The organism is bacterium (assembly GCA_040753555.1).
GTDB lineage: Bacteria > UBA9089 > UBA9088 > UBA9088 > UBA9088 > JBFLYE01.
Window position 1 is genome coordinate 1 of sequence record JBFMDZ010000034.1, and the last position, 17,031, is coordinate 17,031.

Genomic DNA, 17,031 nt, shown 5'->3' on the forward strand with positions numbered 1-17,031 from the left:
GGACATTGGGATTTCATTTGTCATTGGGATTTGGACATTGGGATTTTTATTCTTTGGCTTCATTATTTTCCTTAACATTATCTAAACATATACATTCCTTATTTCCCTATAGGGTGAATAGTTACCAAGAATCTTATTATTAAATTTAACTATAGTCTGGAAATATTTTCTCTTTTTTACATTTTTTTGTCACTCACTTTTTTGTGATTTTTACCTCCCTATACCCCTTAATCCCTTATAAATACAAGGATTTCTGTTTTCGCTACCACCAATTTCGCCAAGTTTCTGTTGAAGTTGGATTTTAAATATGGAAAATGTTACGGGAACTGGCATTGGAGAAGAAGGCGGTAAACCAGTAATAAAAGTTTATGTTATAAAAAAAACAAAATCTTTAGAGGAGAAGGTTTATAATATCATAAAAGATTATCCTGTAAGCATTGAAGTTACGGGTAAAATTTGTGCCTTTTAAATCTCCATCAAGCCGAAAGTATAGCCTGAAATGCCTCCTGGGGGAGCTTTAGCCTTCCTATTACCTTCATCCTTTTTTTTCCCTCTTTTTGCTTATCAAGGAGCTTTCTCTTTCTTGTTATATCCCCTCCATAGCACTTTGCTGTAACATCCTTTCTAAATGTTGGGATTGTTTCCCTTGCAATGACATTCTTTCCAATGGAGGCTTGAATTGCTACAGCAAATTGTTGCCTTGGAATTATCTCCTTAAGCTTTAGGGTAAGTGATTTTGCCTTTTTGTAGGCATCCTCTTTTCTAATAAGCAATGAAAGGGGTTCTATAACCTCGCCAGAGAGCAAAATATCAAGCTTAACAAGGTTTACCTCCTTCCAATCTGAAAGGTCATAATCAAATGAAGCAAGTCCACAGGAGACAGATTTTAGCCTATCGTAGAAATCAATAACCATCTCATAAAGGGGGATTTCATATTCTAAGATAAGCCTTCTTCCCTCAATATAATTTATTGCCTTTTTTATTCCCCTCTTTTCCTTAACCAGGTTTAAGACAGGAGAGAGGTATTCCTCCGGAACAATAATGGTTGCCTTGATATAAGGCTCTTCTGTTTTAACAATAAATGAAGGGTCTGGAAAATCAATTGGGTTTTCTATTTCAAGGCTTCTTCCTCCCTCAAGATAAACCCTGTATGGAATACTTGGTGACGAAAGGACAAGGGAAACCTCATATTCCCTCTCAAGCCTCTCCTGGACAATATCCATATGCAAAAGGCCTAAAAATCCACACCTAAAGCCAAATCCCAATGCTTTTGATGATTCTTTATGAAAGACAAATGAGGCATCATTTAGGGAATATTTTTCAATAGAAGAGGCAAGCTCGGCAAAATCCGTTCCCTCGCCTGGAAATATTGATGCAAAAACCATTGGCTTAAGCCTTTTATAGCCAGGAAGGGGTTTTTCTGCCTTTAATTGTTGCGTTGTTATGGTATCACCAACAGAGGCATCAGATAGTTTCCTTATTCCAGCACAGATATATCCAACCTCTCCTGCTTTTAGCTCTTTTTTTCGGACAAGCCCCATCTTTAGTGTTCCAATCTCTGAAACATCATAATTTGTATTACTTGACATTAAAATAATTTTATCTCCCTCTTTTATTATACCCTGAAATACCCTGCAATAGAGGACAACACCCTTATATGGGTCAAAGTATGAATCAAAGATTAAAGCCTGTGTTGGCTTTGATATATCGCCTTTTGGTGCTGGTATATCCTTTATAATCCTTTCAAATATTTCATCTATTCCAATTCCATCCTTTGCTGAAGCAAGGATTGGCACCTCGTCTGTTAATGTTTTTATCTGAGAAAGGACACTATCAAGGTCAATGTTTTCTAAGTCTATCTTGTTAATTACAGGAATTATCTTTTTGTTTTGTGCCTTTGCAAGATATGTATGGGCTATTGTCTGTGCCTCAACGCCCTGTGAGGCATCAATTACCAAAAGAACACCCTCAACAGCCGCCAAGCTCCTTGCAACCTCATAGGAAAAATCAACATGACCTGGTGTATCAATGAGATTTAGGATATATTCCTTTCCATCTAGGCTATATGTCATTCTTATGGGATGCGCCTTTATTGTTATCCCCCTTTCCCTCTCAAGATCCATATTGTCAAGGATTTGCTCCTTCATATCCTTTTTCTCAATGGTTTTTGTTGTCTCAAGCAGCCTATCTGCCAGGGTTGTCTTTCCATGGTCAATATGGGCAATTATTGAAAAATTCCTAATGTTTTCCATAAAATTTTGCAATTTAAAATTTACAATTATACACGGCTGAAGGGATTTGAACCCTTAACCTACTGATTCGTAGTCAGTTGCTCTGTCCAGTTGAGCTACAACCGCATCTTTAAGTTTTTGGCTCTTCACGGAATTTAGTGCAAATAAGTAAAATGTTGCTTCACGAAAGGGTATAATATCCTTTTAAATCTCTCAAAAAGGAGGATAATCCAGATAAATGCAACAAATAAATTATCTCACAGCATTATTAGAATTTCAAGGATTTTTTGTAAGGGGGGTAGAAAGAAGAAAGAAGGGGATGTGTGATGTTTTAGACTTGGGAAGGGACGAAAGGTATATGTAACAGGAGGTCTATAGTAAGCATAGTTTTTATACCAAAAATCAATTGAATTTCAAGCAAATCCTTTTTTAATAAAAATAGAGGTAACTATTCACCCTATAGGGAAATAAGGAATGTATATGTTTAGATAATGTTAAGGAAAATAATGAAGCCAAAGAATAAAAATCCCAATGTCCAAATCCCAATGACAAATGAAATCCCAATGTCCAAATCCCAATAATTTGAAATGATATTGGACATTGGAAATTGGACATTTTTTTGACATTTGAACTTGGGATTTGGGATTTATTATAGAATGGATGAATTTTAAAACAGCCAAACATATAAAATACGATATACTGAATAGTTACAAATAGAGAAAATAATCGTATGCACATTTTAAAGGCTGGACTTACACAATTTTTGCTACGGAAGTTCCGTTTTAGAATAATAATACGTTTAGTTTTATATTTTGACTTTCTTTCCATCTTATCTTAAACTATAATTAAACACATACAAAAAATAATCGTATCTATTCAGGTTATAGCAAGTTCTATTATGAAGACAAGAGACAGGAGACATCAGACCTTTTTCTTATTTTGGTCTATTGTCTTAAGGTCTGTAGTCTGTGGTCTGCTTAAGGTTTGCAAAAGATAAGCCAATGTTCGCAATTAAGACAGATTTAGTTAAAAAGGTGAGTAGTTACATTTATTTTATTCTTTCCATTATTCTTGCTTCTTGCCATCAGCGAATAACAGAGGAGGGGTCGCTAAATAACTACGCTATCTATTGCATCAAGAATAATTTATGGAATGAAGCAAGGTTTTATTTAGAAAAGGCAAAAACGCTTTATCCTAATTCGGCAAAAATAAACAACAATCTTGGCATAGTCTATGAATATCTTGGAAGAAAAGATGAGGCAATTTTATCTTACAAAAAAGCAATTTCCCTTGATAAAGAGGAGGTATATTTTAAAAACCTTGCCGCTCTTTCTCCTTGTTCTATCCCAAAGGGATTAAAGAATAGCTCATTAGTTGAAAAGATAAGGATAGAAAAAGACCTTCCTCCATCTATTGATTTTTCAAAGACAGAAAGAATTGGTCTTTGTATTTCTTCAGAAGACAAAAATCTTATTCCGCTTATTTTATCAGCAATAAAGGAGCAGATAATAAAAGAGGCAAATTTCTATATCGTCTACAATGAATCCTATCCAAAAACACAGGAGGAGATTAAAAATGTAAGCTTAAAGCTCCTTGTAGATAATATCCTTATAATTGATATTCTTGGCTATAATGTTTCTGACCTAAAAGATTTTGATGTCTCTACAAAATTTATTAAGGATGAGAATAGGTATGAATTCTTAAGAACATACTATACAGACAGAAAGGCAACCCTTTCATCCTCCCTCTCTTTATTTGATAGCAATGGCTTCTTGCTCTTTAAAAAGGATTTTAATTGTGAAGAAAAGAAAAGATATGAGAAAGAAAATCCATCTATCTATGATTATTCCTTAATCCTTTCTTTTACAAAACCTTTGGTTTCTTCTTTTCTTTCTTTAATTACACAGAAAAATTATACTATAGAAAGATGGCTTGTAAGAGATTAGCAAGGTTTATTTTATTCATTTTTATCCTTTTCCTTCTGATTTATGGAATTAGAATGTTTCTTTTATCTTCCCTTTTTACCATAGAAAAGGTAGATATAAAAGTATCGGGTGATATATCAGAAAATGAAATTAGAAGGTTATGGAAGAATTTTTTAAGGCAAAATTATCTAGGGATAAAACCCAATCTTTTCAAATTAAAAAAAGATAGCCTTTGTAAATATATCTCTTCTGATGTAAGAATAGACAAAGTTCAAATTCAGAGGTATCCCCCAAATAGGCTTGTTATTCTCGTTGAACCAAAAAGGGCTTTTGTATGGATTAAAGATGGTATTGGGGTAGATAAAAATGGGGTTATATTTCCTATAAAGGGGACACAAAGCCTACCCTATCTTTCTGGTTTTTATGAAAAGAAAGGCACAATAAATGTTTCTTGTCTATTTTTTCTTTTAAAAAGCGCAAAAAATTATTCATTCTTTCCAAAGATAAAGGAAATAAGGTTTGAAAAAGATAAGGTATTTTTTTCTTTGGATAGCCTTTGGATATGTATTCCTCAAGAATTGAAAGGTTCTACCAAAAGGTTTAAAAGGCTTGAGGTTATTTTAAAAAGAGACCTTTCTAATATAAAGCTTATAGATTTAAGCTATGACGATGTTTTGCTTTCTCCCTCATTTTGAGGAGGGGTTTGTTTTGGCTCGCAAAGGGAGATAATTGCCATTTGGCTATTATCTCCATGCCTTGTAGGAAGCTTAAGGACTTTTGTATATCCACCCTTTTGAATGAATCCTTTTGCGCTTTCAAAGAGATTCTTTGCAACCTCTTTGTTATGGAGGTTTGAAATAATATTTCTATGGGAAGCAAGGGTTTGTTTCTTTGCTTCTGTTATTAGCCTTTCAGCAAGCTTTGATAAAGCCTTTGCTTTTACATAGGTTGTTTTTATTGTTTTGTGCTTAAAAAGCTCTGTTGCCAGATTAGAAAGAAGAGCCTTTCTATGGCTTATAGATCCTTTAATCTTAAGATATTTCTTCCTGTGTCTCATCTTTTTTTATAATTCCCTCTTTTGCCTTTTGTATTTCCTCTTCTGATAAAGGCTCTAAAAGCTCATCTACACCTGGCATTGATGATATTTCTTCCTGTGTCTCATCTTTTTTTATAATTCCCTCCTTTGCCTTTTGTATTTCCTCTTCTGATAAAGGCTCTAAAAGCTCATCTACACCTGGCATTGATAATGTAAGGCTATATTCAGCAAGCTTTTCCTTTACCTCTGTAAGGGATTTCCTTCCAAAATTTTTCATCTTTAATAGCTCTTGCTCTTCCATCTTTGCAATATCTCCAATTCTTATTATCCCTGCTAAACGAAGGCAATTGGATGCCCTGACAGATATTTCAAGCTCATCAATGCTTGTATTTAAAATCTTTCTTAACATTTCCCTTTCTTCATCAATTTTTTCGGGCATCTCTTCTTTAATCTCAAATGGTTCTGGATTGATAAAGAAAGATGTCCAATCAGATAATATGGATGCTGTTTTTATTACAGCCTCCTTTGGACCTATAGAGCCATTTGTTGTAATTTCAAGGACAAGCCTTTCATAGTCTGATGTTTGACCTATTCTTACATTTTCTATTACAAGATTCACCCTTTTTATGGGAGAAAAATAGGTATCAATAGGAATTACGCCTATTCTTTTTTCCCTTTTTTCCTCAAGGGCTGGAACATAACCAACACCCCTTTCTAATTCCATTTCCATCTTTAATTTTCCCTCAGATACTGTAGCAAGATAGTGTTCTGGATTGACTATTATTACATCTGCTGGCGTTTTTATCATTCCGGCAGATACAGCCCCTTTTCCTGCTTCTAAAAACAATTCCTTTTTTTCATCCCCTTCATATTTAAAAACAATCCCTCTGATATTTAAGATAAAGTCAATTGGGTCTTCTACTACCCCTGGTATTGCTGTAAATTCATGAAGAATGCCATCTATCTTAACAGAGGTAATAGCAACCCCCTCTATAGATGAAAGCAATATCCTTCTTATGCTATTACCTATGGTAGTGGCATTTCCCCTTCTAAATGGTTCAACAATAAGCTTTCCATAGACAGGCGTTAAATCTTGCCATTCTAATTTTTTAATCCCACATTCTTTCATATTTTTCCTCCTTATTTAGAATAAAATGCAACAATCTTATTTTCTTCTATGGGAGTTGCTATTTCTTTTCTCGCTGGAAATCGCAAAACCTCTATTTTTTTGCCATCTACCTTTAGCCATAAAGGAAGATTGGCAGCCGAAGACATTGGCTCTTTATCTAATTCTATTGTTTCAGAAACCTTAACAAGATATGATGGGATATTCACCCCTCTTCCATTTATCTTAATGTGATTATGGGATACCATTTGTCGTGCGCCTGTTCTGGTAGTTGCCCAACCCGCCCTATAAATAACATTATCAAGCCTCCTTTCAAGAAGAATAAGAAGATTCTCTCCACAAAGCCCTTGTAAGGTTTTTGCTTTCTTAAAATAATTTTTAAATTGCTTTTCTAAAACACCATATATATATTTTGCCTTTTGTTTTTCATAAAGCTCTTTTCCATAATCAGAGATTTTTCTTGCCTTAAGGTTTGGTCCTTGGCTTCCAGGTGGATATGGCCTTTTGCTAAATCCACATTTTTCGCTCAAACACCTTTTTCCTTTAAGGAAAAGCTTTTCAGCCTTTCCCCTGCAAATTCTACAACTTGAACCTCTATATCTTGCCATCTTAAAAACTAAAAACTATTTATAAATCCTTACCACCATTTTGACTTTTGCATTTTGACTTTTGACTTTTTTCATACCCTTCTTCTTTTTCTTGCCCTACATCCATTATGGGGAATTGGAGTTACATCCCTTATTGTCTTAATATTCATTCCAGCTGCCTGGATGGCACGAACAGCGGATTCCCTTCCTGCACCAGGGCCTGTAACAAAAATAATTGCATCTTTTACTCCATATTCAAAAGCTTTTTTTGCGGCTGTATCTGCGGCAATTTGAGCAGCAAATGGTGTCCCCTTTTTTGTTCCTTTAAAACCAACAGAACCAGCAGATGCCCAGCAAACAACATTTCCTTCTGAAGAAGCAATTGTGACAATGGTATTATTAAATGTTGATTGTATATAAATACAGGCAATCCCTATCTTTCTATCCTTTTTTTTATCTTTTTTTTCCTTTTTTACCCTTGGTGCCATTACTTTTTAACCTTTGCTCCTACTGTCTTTCTCTTTCCCCTCTTTGTTCTTGCGTTTGTATGGGTTCTTTGACCTCTAACAGGAAGCCCTTTTCTATGCCTTAATCCCCTATAAGTACCTATTTCAATCAATCGCTTGATATTCATATTTACCTCTCTTCTAAGCTCTCCTTCTACTTTAATCCCCGATGTCTCAATTTCTCTTCTGATTGCTGTAGCTTGTTCTTCAGAGAGGTCAGCTACCCTTATACTGGAATTTACATTTGCTTTTTGGAGAATATCCTTGGAAAGAGATGGCCCAATCCCATAGATACAGGGAAGTGCCGCCTCTATCCGTTTATTCTTTGGAAGATCTACGCCTACTATTCTTGCCATAAAAATTTATATTCTACTAAATATTTTACATAGATGTCAACAAAAAAATTTTGTGTGTCCCTGGAAATGGGAAGAGATATGGTATCCTGAAGATAAAATGTATTATCTTAAGAAACTTTCAAGGTATTAAAAAATACTTTTTATAAAAACAATCAAATCTCTCTAATTGGCTAACACCAATCTTACTTACGCAATCCCATCTATCATTTGGGATAAAGATGCACCTGCTGGAACCATTGGAAATACATTTTCATACTTTGCAATTCTGAAATCTATCAAGACAGGGCCTTTAAATTTAATTGCCCTGTGAATTGCAGAATCTACATCCTCTTGTCTTTCAACCCTTATTCCAAGCGCACCATAGGCTTCTGCAAGCTTTACAAAATCTGGTGCAATTGCAATGTCTGTATGGGAATACCTCTTTTCATAGAATAGCTCCTGCCATTGCCTAACCATTCCCAAATACTGGTTATTCAATATAGCAACCTTAACAGGCAATTTCTCCTGAACGCAGGTTGCCAATTCCTGAATATTCATTTGTATAGAGCCATCACCTGCAATATCAAATACAATTGCATTAGGATTTCCAATAGAGGCACCAATTGCAGCTGGAAATCCATATCCCATTGTTCCAAGTCCACCTGATGATAAAAATTGCCTTGGTCTTTTAAATTTATAGTATTGTGCTGCCCACATCTGATTTTGACCAACCTCTGTTGTAATGATTGCCTCTCCTTTTGTTATCTCGTATATTCTCTCAATAACATATTGTGGTTTAAGCCCTCCATCATCTTTGTATGCTAAAGGATATTCTTTCTTCCATCCCTGTATCTTATTTATCCAACTTGAAATGCTTGGTGGCTTTACAATCTTATTTAATTCACTTATTATCTCCTTACAATCACCGACAATTGGAATATCTACAGCAATATTTTTCCCTATCTCTGCTGGGTCTATGTCTATATGTATAACCTTTGCATTTTTTGCAAATTCATCCATTTTTCCTGTTATCCTATCATCAAACCTTGCACCAATTGCAATAATAAGGTCTGCCTCAACTATTGCATTGTTTGCATACCTTGTTCCATGCATCCCAAGCATCCCTAAAAACAGCGGGTGTTCTCCGGGAAATCCACCTAATCCCATCAGGGTATTTGTTATTGGAATCCCTGTTTTCTCTATAAATTCCCTTAATTGCTCTGATGCGCTACTTGATATAACGCCACCTCCAGAATAGACAACAGGCTTTTGGGATTTTTCAATAATTTCAGCTGCCTTTTTTATCTGCACAGGATGTCCCTTGTATGTTGGGCTATAGCTTCTTAAAGAAACCTCCTTAATTGGCTTATAGGATGCCTTGCCAGATGATACATCCTTTGGAATGTCAATCAAAATAGGGCCTGGTCTTCCACTTCTTGCAAGATAGAATGCCTCTTTTACAATCTCGTATAGATTGGCTGTATTCTTTACAAGGTAATTCTGCTTGGTTATAGGCCTTGTTATTCCAACAATATCTGCCTCTTGAAATGCATCGTTTCCAATCATTGAGGTTGGAACCTGGCCGGTTATAGCAACCATTGGAATTGAATCCATATATGCTGTTGCAATGCCTGTAACAAGATTTGTTGCTCCAGGCCCTGATGTTGCAATGCAGACGCCAGTCTTTCCTGTTGACCTTGCATATCCATCCGCAGAATGGGCAGCTCCTTGTTCATGCCTAACAAGGACAATCTTTATCTCTGGTGTTTTATAGAAGACATCAAATATAGGAAGAACAGCCCCTCCTTGATAGCCAAAGATTACATCTACCCCTTCCTCTTTTAATGCCTCAATCAATATTTCAGCCCCTGTTTTCATTTCTTTAAGATAGCATTACCTTGCTTTGCATCCCTACATAGCTTTTAATCTTCTCTCTCAGCCATAAGTTGATAAGGGATTCGGATAAAGTTTGGCTTGATATAGCAATCTCTGTTAGCATTTTAGCAAGATCTGGCTCAATGGCAACAAGATGAATACTCCTTTTAATACCAACCTCAAAATGTGCTTCAGGCATCTTATCCCAGTATTCTCCTAAATCGTGGGTGTCAAAGAAATCTATTATCTTATCTAATGACTTAAAATGAAATATATCTAAGTTATTTTTTACCATATTGTTTTCTCTCCTTTTTCGCCATATCTCTTGCACTCAATATTAGAGCTTCCTTTGTCTTGTTCTTATATATAAAAAGTACAGTCAAATACCGTCCACTCTCGGCTTGTCCAAACGCTACATACATATCTTCCTTCCTTCGCTTACCTTTTTCAACGAAACGAAACTTTGCTCCTTTCTTAAACACCTCTTCCACTTCATCTGTTTTTACATTGTGTTTAAAAATAAGTTTGTCTACAACATTTCTTAACCAAAATAATACCTTCTATCTTCAAGATTGTAAACCATTTTTAAATGTGCTAATTTTAAGCTCATAATTTCATATCGTGAATAATACAATAAAAGAGGGGGTTTGGTCAATCTTTTATTCATCTATTTCAAGTTGCCATAAGGCTATCCCCTTTAGATTAAAATGCTTGACTATCTTGTATGTGTCTAGCTCAAATTTTAAATCCAAACACACAAACTAAAATGTCCAATGTCCAAATTTTATGCCTAAAATAGGTCAGCTAAACACATACCTAAAAATAATGTTATAATGCTAGCTACCGATATTGATTTGTGTTTATGGGGCAGGGAGGTGTGTGATGTCAAAGATAACGGACTTTTTAGACTTTGTGGGAAAGAATAACCGAAGAAACATTATCTTCAGCCTCTGTTTTTCTCTGATAATAGTGCTTCTCTTTCTGGCAATCCTATTTATCGCAATAGTCTATAAGAAGGTAGATAACCTTATATTGTTCCTCTGCTTAGTAGCAATAGGCATAATAATGCTCTCAGCCATTATCAATCTCTTTGTCTGGATTGCTATTGAAAGACAAGGGGAAGAGATAACAAACCAGATAAAAGAACAGAAGGATGAGATAGAGAGATTGAAAGAAAAGCTCTCTTTCCTAAAGGGTTAGTTGAGAAGCTTTGTTCAAAGCAGGTTAGCAGCCGCATTGAGCTTTCTCTTTGGCAAGCTTGTATGTGTTTAGCCATTAGCCTTTGGCTTTTGGCTTTTAAATCTCCTTCAATTTTTTAAAAGCTAAAAACTGGAACTTACCCATATTTTTAAGAATATAATTTTTCGAAATAATTAAAAGATAAAAATGAATGTTAAAGTAACAAAAGAAGAAAAGGTAAATATGAAAGCCAAAGTTAAAGTCATCACCAATAACGACATTGCATACATCTGGTGGAGTATTCCAAAGAAGATTCCTGGCTGTCTCGGTTTCTCGATCCACCGTGAAGAAGAAGGTAGGACCCCGAAGCCGTTGCTGGCATGGGTTGGTTTTGAGAAAGTAAAAAAACCGATGGGTCCACGGAACACTGACATATGGCCAATCCAGTCGTTTCAGTGGAAGGATGTGTATGCGCCTCGTGAAGGTCGCTTCCGATACCACATCTATGCCGTCCATGGCACTCCCGAGTTTCCAGAGCGCGATTCTAACCCGATTGTGACGAGCTCATTCGTCTACAGATCGGGAAAACTCGCGTGGTCTTCAACCGTGGACTCCTTTCGACTCAGGGAATGAATCGGGGCACCAACGCGCCCGCCAAAAACATCAAGAAACTCCGAGCAGATATTGGCACCCCAAAACACCGGATTCGCCAACGGCTAACAAAAGAGTTGTTGCCCACTCTGCGTGAACTTCTTTGTTTAACCCAGAAGAATGGAGGCACTTGTTACGCTGCGCTATACGAGCTCACCGATAGAGAGTTGATTTGTGACTTAGAGAATACCCCCGGAACCCAGCTTGTGCTCTCAAACGCCAACTCATCAAAGAAAGTGGGTGGGAAGCAAACTATGGTCTACGATGGAACGAACGCCCAGTCGCGTAAACGGCTTCGTGCGAACGATAATATCTACCTGATAGATCGGATGCTTAAGGGCAATAGTATCGGTCACAATAAGTTCATCGTTTACGAGGATGCACAGCGGCAAATCCGCTCTGTGCTAACCGGGAGCACGAACTGGACTCCGACTGGTCTCTGCGGTCAGACAAACAACGCTATTCTCATTGACGACAAGGTCATAGCCTCGCATTACCTTGAGTATTGGAAGCGACTGCGAAATGAACAGGTCCAACTTCAGGGTCAAAAGCTTCGGACATGGGCACACAAGAATCCAAAGGAAGTCTCGTTGGGGCCTGGGGCTGGGAGCCTGAAGGTATGGTTTTCACCAAACACCCGGAGAAAGACTAAGAATTCAAGTGAAGTTCCGGTGGACTTGGCGGAGGTCTACAAGATCATTGAGGGGGCACAGAAGGTGATACTCTTTTTGCTGTTTAATCCAGGAACCCCAAGCATCATTGACAAAGTGAAGGAAGTGGCGGCTGCACGGGCAAAGGAAGGCAAGACATTGTTTGTTCGTGGCGCAATTTCTGATGCGAAGACCGCAGATAAAGCCGGCACAGTCCGAGTCTTCAGCCGATCAGTCCAGAAGCGTTCTAATATCGTCATCACAGGAGTTGCCGGTATACCAGACGACTTTGGCTACTGGGAGAAAGAACTGCTGAAGCTTGGACACGCGGCTATCCACGACAAGGTGCTCGTTGTAGATCCGTTCTTGGAGGATTGCGCTGTAGTCACTGGCAGCCATAATCTAGGTTTTAAGGCTTCCTACGCCAATGACGAAAATCTCGTGATCATTCGTCGTAACCAGCAAGTGGCCGAGGCGTTCGCTACCCATGTCCTTGATGTTGTAAATCACTATAAGTGGCGCTACAAGCTGCAGAAACTTTACAGGAAGGAGAAAAACCTGGATAAAGCGTGGCAGGACCTTTGTGACACGAACAAATGGCAAAATAAATATTTTAACACTAGGTTCCTTGAAAGCCGAGATCAATTTGTGTTCTCATAAGCTGGATAGGAGGCAGGCCAGGTGAGTGCTACGAGGGCGGGCAACAACTCTATTGTTTCTGACCATTATTTATCTATCCCTTCTAATAAATGCGAGAGCCTCAAGTTTTGGCCAGTGGTAGTGCATTTGGCTGGCTTTTTGGTAGGCGGATTGGGCAAGGGGTTTGGCTTGCTCTGAATTTCCTTGGGCTGAGTATAGCTTGGCTAAGATTAGCTCTGCCTCGGGTTCGTAGAGCTTAAAGCCTGTGTGAGCACATAGCTTAAGGGCATTTTGTAGGTCTTTCTCACACCCTTTGTAGTCGTTTATCTCTAATTTTAGCCTGCCAAATTCAATCAGGGCTTCTATTTCAAGGTAAGGAACTCCAATTGCTTTTCCAATCTGTAAGGCTTTATCTAAGTGTTTCTTAGATTTATGATAATCCTTTCTTATTCGCTCTATTTTTCCTAAGGAGCGATGGCATTTTGAAATATTATTAGGCCATTTATATTTCATACATATTTCAAGGTTTCTTTTGCTTATCCTAAAGGCATCAGCTATCCTTTCTAATTCCATCAAAAGGTCGGCATATAGATCTCCAGAAAAGGCATAAAGCCCACCAGCCTCAGGGTCAATTTCTTTTTGAAGCCTATCTGCCTCTTTAAAGTATCTTTCTGCACTTTCTGTCTCTCCTAATAGAAATAGGCTATAGCCAAGCCGGACTTTTGAAATAACTATATATTGTTTATCATTTGCCTTCTCTGCCATCTCAAGTGCTTTTTTAGAAGCCTCCTTTGTGCTTATAACCTCTCCTATGCTTATTTGAAGATCAGCCAGATTTTGATAACCAAGAGAGGCATTCTTCCAGTCTTCATTTTCAATATCCATCTTTATTGCCCTTATCATTAAATCCCTTGCCTCAGAAGGTCTTCCGATAAATAGAAGTGAAACCCCTGTCTCATTAAGTAGCCAGGCTCTATCTTGCTTTTTACTAACCCCTGGCATCTGAGAGAGGTCTTTATTGGGAAAGAAGTTTAGGCTAAGGGAAAGGTCAGCTGCGTATGCACCAAGTTTATGGGTGATATAGAATTCATTGCCACGATGAATTTTGTCCTGATAGACATCATTATATACCTCATCATAAAGCCCAGCAGAACATCCATGATAGACCTGCTCAAACAATGGCTGCATCTCTTCTAAGGTTTGTGGCATATCTTTTGTTCTCTTTCCAAAGTATTCATAGATTGCCTTGTGGGTTAGCTTCTTTTCTTCCTTATCAAATATAGACTCAAAGTAGCCCTTGATCAGAGGATGGGTGGTGTAGGTATGGTCGCCTTTGGTAATGAGCCTTCTTTGGCAAAGGTTCTCTACCATTCTTTGGAAGTGAAAATCCATTTTGGTTTGGAATACTCCCTCAAACTCCCTTTCCGAGACCGCACCTCTAAAGAGGGAGAATATCTTCATAAATCTTCTTTGTTCTTCATTTAATTGTTTATCATACCAAAGGAGGATTCTGTATGCCTTTCCTCCTGCCTCTTTGTCAGAATAGAATGACGGTATTTCCTTTGCTCTCTTAATATCACCCCCAGGACCTAAATAATTTGCCAAAAGAACAAGGCTTAGGGTATGGCCCTTAAACTCTTTCCAGATAGCATCTATCTCATCCTCTCCTCCTCTTACCCCAATTCTTTGAAACAATAGCCTTGTATCCTCTCTTGACAATTCCTCTATCTCAAGCCTTTGATAGCTGAGGTATTTCTCAATGTCAGTTAAAGAGAACCTTGTGGTTACTATGAATAAGCCTCTAAAATCTGCATCAGCAATGTATTTGAGTAAGTCGGTAAATTCTGGGTGTTGCATCTTACCAAATTCATTGTCTGACTGGGATTTTTGCATTTCTTCCAAGCCATCTAAGATAATCAGATATTCCCTTTCTAAAAGAAGCTCTTTTATCTTGTCTATCTTCTGCCAGGATGTCTTGTAATCATCAAGCTTAAATCTATCTTGGGAGAGATAAACAAATAATGCGATAAGGAAACGGTCAAGGTAAGGATTGCGATAAAATCCCCACCAGAATATGCCGTCAGGATGAATGTTGCTTTCTTTCAGGCAATCAAACCATTTTCTGACTAATGCCGATTTCCCCACCCCACCCCAGCCGACTAATGCGCCTATCTTTACCTCAGGGGATTTATACCAATTTGTGATTGCCTTAAGCTCCTCAATTCTACCCACAAAATTCGGTTCAGGCGGGGTTTGATTGTGCAGGCTAAAGACAACTGGTTCTTCAGGCTTCTTCGATTTCTTTGGCTTTTGGCCTTCAAACCAAAGAACCTCATAAATTGGTATCCTTTCTGCTATCCCTTTTAGGGAATAATTCCCACAAAAATATAAATTAAAGCCTTTCTCAGTAAATCCATCTTTGACCGCCCCTGAAATAAGGATTTGGTCTTCTTCAGCTAATGCCTCAATTCTTGCGCCAATATTAGCCACATAACCATAGATGTCATCTGGCTTGGTGATTACCATACCTGTGTGGAGGCCAATTCTAATATGGATTTTATCCTCTACCCCTTTGTTATACTCTGCCAAAGCTTTCTGCATCTTGATTGCACTAAAAACCCCATCTTCTGCTTTCTCAAACCCTGCCATAATCGCATCGCCAGTTGTCTTGATTATCTTACCATTATGCTTTTCAATTATTGGGAAAAGCATATCATTATGCCTTTGTAATATTGCCCTCCAGGCAATATCCCTATATTGGGTTGAGCCAACAATATCAGTGAGCATCAATGTAACCTTTTGTTTATAATCCCTTCTTATCGCCTTATCAATCTCACGGCGTTTATTTAAAAGCTCTTTAATTGACTCTGGTATTACTTTCTCCATTTTTGGCATCCTGAATTCAAAGACCCTACTTCTAAATGCCCAAAAATCTAATGCCTTTGTGCCTATTTCCCTTAAAACAAAATCATTTACCCATATTACTACCGGTCTCTTTATTTCATAGAAGACCTCCCGTTTAAAATTAAGGTATTTAATGACATCAGGCATTGCCTCTTCAATTCCATAAACAAAGAAGACTACATCAGGAGCTACCTCAGTCTTACTCAAAATACCTGGCAGGTCTTTATTTGAAGCATCTATCTTTAGTTTATAAATAGAGATTTTATTTTGGAAGGCAGTACTAACTTTTTCATAAATTAACTCACGCAACTCCAATTCATTACATTTGGCGATAATCAAGCAATTGGTAGACTTTGCAAGTTGTAAGGTAGAAATTAGTTGAGTAATCTTTTCTTTATTTTCAATACCCAATTTCATTGGCTTCTTCCTTAAGCAAATCAAGGACTATGGGATGGATATTCCACCATTCTTCATCATTAATATATTGGAGAACACTAAGGTTATGAAGCAGTTCAGGAAAGGTTAATTTACGAATCTCCTTTGTCTGAAGAATCATATTAAGCTCCTGGTAGTGTTCTTCACGAAGGGCTCTGCGGTAATCATTTTTTATCTCATTAACCGCCTTCTTAGATGATGCAAGATCAATCTCATTCTTTCCATCGTTTATGGCTATATCACAAGCAGTTTTGACAAGTGAGGTAAGCTCCCGCATCACTCCACCACTTTTTGAGATCAATAGATTGAGTGCATCATCTTCAATTAGATCGCTGGATATGCGTTTCATCACCGCACAGCGAAGCATTTCATATCCCTTTTCGTAGACCTTTCCATCTTTATCCTGAATTTTGATATTAGGAAGGATAAATTGGTTATGAAAATTATGCCCAATGCTTCTAAATTCAGGTTGATACAGAAGGACTATGGGTATGGTGTAAATTATCTTACAGGCTGGTTGGGTAATTGAGGTGGCACGATTATAGAATACCCTATAGGCAATGTCTAAATCAGGTTTATCCAATCCATCAATGATGACTAATGGATTCTTCTTGTTTGCCTTTCTAATTGTGGTAGAAAATGAGTCAATATGCTCAATAATTTCCAAAACCCTATAAGACATCTCTTTTCTGATATAATTGCGGGTTTCAGGTTCTACTCTTAATTTTCCTCGTTCACTTACTAATCCTTTATAAAATTCATCCAGCATCTCTTGGGGTTTCCTTTCTTCTCTTTCACCAAACCCGATTTCTAAAGCCTTTGGTGTTAGCAATTCTCGGTGAAGTTATAAAGGCTATATTATCAAGCCTTCCTGGAAAATAAGAAAATATTTTTCGCAAAAAAAGCCTCTTAAGGTTTCCTCTCAAAAATGCCGATATATTATATAGAATGC

At 37.4% G+C, this 17,031-nt stretch carries 18 protein-coding genes and 1 tRNA gene; 7 read left to right on the forward strand and 12 right to left on the reverse strand.

Going from position 1 to position 17,031, the window contains the following annotated elements; all coding sequences use genetic code 11:
- The first annotated feature begins 307 nt into the window (after window positions 1-307).
- A complete protein-coding gene (locus AB1630_04550) occupies window positions 308-469 on the forward strand; it encodes a hypothetical protein (GenBank protein ID MEW6103074.1) in 162 nt (53 codons plus the stop codon).
- Between the two features lie 7 nt (window positions 470-476).
- Here the strand turns inward: AB1630_04550 and lepA are convergent, their stop codons facing one another.
- A complete protein-coding gene (gene lepA, locus AB1630_04555; GenBank protein MEW6103075.1) occupies window positions 477-2,252 on the reverse strand; it encodes a translation elongation factor 4 in 1,776 nt (591 codons plus the stop codon).
- Window positions 2,253-2,283: 31 nt separating this feature from the next.
- Window positions 2,284-2,357, reverse strand: a tRNA-Arg gene (locus AB1630_04560).
- A gap of 112 nt (window positions 2,358-2,469) precedes the next feature.
- On the opposite strand from AB1630_04560, the gene AB1630_04565 reads away from it, so the two are divergent.
- The 3 genes from AB1630_04565 to AB1630_04575 all read left to right on the forward strand — a co-directional run bounded on the left by AB1630_04565 (window position 2,470) and on the right by AB1630_04575 (window position 4,851).
- Window positions 2,470-2,595 (forward strand): hypothetical protein, encoded by a 126-nt coding sequence (locus AB1630_04565; GenBank protein MEW6103076.1) that lies wholly within the window; start codon window positions 2,470-2,472, stop codon window positions 2,593-2,595.
- 637 nt (window positions 2,596-3,232) lie between these two features.
- The gene (locus tag AB1630_04570) at window positions 3,233-4,177 is read left to right on the forward strand and encodes a tetratricopeptide repeat protein (protein ID MEW6103077.1); all 945 of its coding nucleotides are present in this window, start codon (window positions 3,233-3,235) and stop codon (window positions 4,175-4,177) included.
- A gap of 53 nt (window positions 4,178-4,230) precedes the next feature.
- Window positions 4,231-4,851, forward strand: coding sequence for a hypothetical protein (locus AB1630_04575; protein ID MEW6103078.1), 621 nt, complete (start codon window positions 4,231-4,233; stop codon window positions 4,849-4,851).
- Here AB1630_04575 and rplQ read toward each other — a convergent pair.
- The 8 genes from rplQ to AB1630_04615 all read right to left on the reverse strand — a co-directional run bounded on the left by rplQ (window position 4,818) and on the right by AB1630_04615 (window position 10,142).
- A complete protein-coding gene (gene rplQ, locus AB1630_04580; protein ID MEW6103079.1) occupies window positions 4,818-5,213 on the reverse strand; it encodes a 50S ribosomal protein L17 in 396 nt (131 codons plus the stop codon). The two genes, AB1630_04575 and rplQ, sit on opposite strands and share 34 nt — an antisense overlap.
- On the reverse strand, window positions 5,188-6,321 hold the full coding sequence (locus tag AB1630_04585) for a DNA-directed RNA polymerase subunit alpha (GenBank protein MEW6103080.1): 1,134 nt from the start codon (window positions 6,319-6,321) through the stop codon (window positions 5,188-5,190). Before AB1630_04585 ends, rplQ begins: the two co-directional genes overlap by 26 nt.
- An 11-nt stretch (window positions 6,322-6,332) precedes the next feature.
- Window positions 6,333-6,926: a 30S ribosomal protein S4 gene (gene rpsD / locus AB1630_04590; GenBank protein MEW6103081.1), complete on the reverse strand. Its 594-nt coding sequence runs from the start codon at window positions 6,924-6,926 to the stop codon at window positions 6,333-6,335.
- A gap of 71 nt (window positions 6,927-6,997) precedes the next feature.
- Entirely contained in the window at window positions 6,998-7,393 is a 396-nt protein-coding gene (rpsK, locus tag AB1630_04595; GenBank protein MEW6103082.1) for a 30S ribosomal protein S11, read from the reverse strand.
- Entirely contained in the window at window positions 7,393-7,767 is a 375-nt protein-coding gene (gene rpsM / locus AB1630_04600) for a 30S ribosomal protein S13 (GenBank protein MEW6103083.1), read from the reverse strand. Before rpsM ends, rpsK begins: the two co-directional genes overlap by 1 nt.
- Window positions 7,768-7,953: 186 nt before the next feature.
- Window positions 7,954-9,624: a biosynthetic-type acetolactate synthase large subunit gene (ilvB, locus tag AB1630_04605; GenBank protein ID MEW6103084.1), complete on the reverse strand. Its 1,671-nt coding sequence runs from the start codon at window positions 9,622-9,624 to the stop codon at window positions 7,954-7,956.
- Window positions 9,625-9,628: 4 nt separating this feature from the next.
- On the reverse strand, window positions 9,629-9,916 hold the full coding sequence (locus tag AB1630_04610; protein MEW6103085.1) for a CopG family antitoxin: 288 nt from the start codon (window positions 9,914-9,916) through the stop codon (window positions 9,629-9,631).
- Entirely contained in the window at window positions 9,903-10,142 is a 240-nt protein-coding gene (locus tag AB1630_04615; protein ID MEW6103086.1) for a BrnT family toxin, read from the reverse strand. Before AB1630_04615 ends, AB1630_04610 begins: the two co-directional genes overlap by 14 nt.
- Before the next feature lie 361 nt (window positions 10,143-10,503).
- On the opposite strand from AB1630_04615, the gene AB1630_04620 reads away from it, so the two are divergent.
- The 3 genes from AB1630_04620 to AB1630_04630 all read left to right on the forward strand — a co-directional run bounded on the left by AB1630_04620 (window position 10,504) and on the right by AB1630_04630 (window position 12,761).
- Window positions 10,504-10,821: a hypothetical protein gene (locus AB1630_04620; GenBank protein ID MEW6103087.1), complete on the forward strand. Its 318-nt coding sequence runs from the start codon at window positions 10,504-10,506 to the stop codon at window positions 10,819-10,821.
- 186 nt (window positions 10,822-11,007) lie between these two features.
- Entirely contained in the window at window positions 11,008-11,433 is a 426-nt protein-coding gene (locus AB1630_04625; protein MEW6103088.1) for a hypothetical protein, read from the forward strand.
- A complete protein-coding gene (locus tag AB1630_04630; protein MEW6103089.1) occupies window positions 11,430-12,761 on the forward strand; it encodes a phospholipase D-like domain-containing protein in 1,332 nt (443 codons plus the stop codon). The genes AB1630_04625 and AB1630_04630 overlap by 4 nt, the downstream gene beginning before the upstream one ends.
- A 69-nt stretch (window positions 12,762-12,830) precedes the next feature.
- Here the strand turns inward: AB1630_04630 and AB1630_04635 are convergent, their stop codons facing one another.
- Entirely contained in the window at window positions 12,831-16,061 is a 3,231-nt protein-coding gene (locus tag AB1630_04635; protein MEW6103090.1) for an adenylate/guanylate cyclase domain-containing protein, read from the reverse strand.
- Window positions 16,045-16,848, reverse strand: a complete 804-nt coding sequence (locus AB1630_04640; protein MEW6103091.1) for a hypothetical protein — start codon at window positions 16,846-16,848, stop codon at window positions 16,045-16,047. The genes AB1630_04635 and AB1630_04640 overlap by 17 nt, the downstream gene beginning before the upstream one ends.
- Window positions 16,849-17,031: the final 183 nt, after the last annotated feature.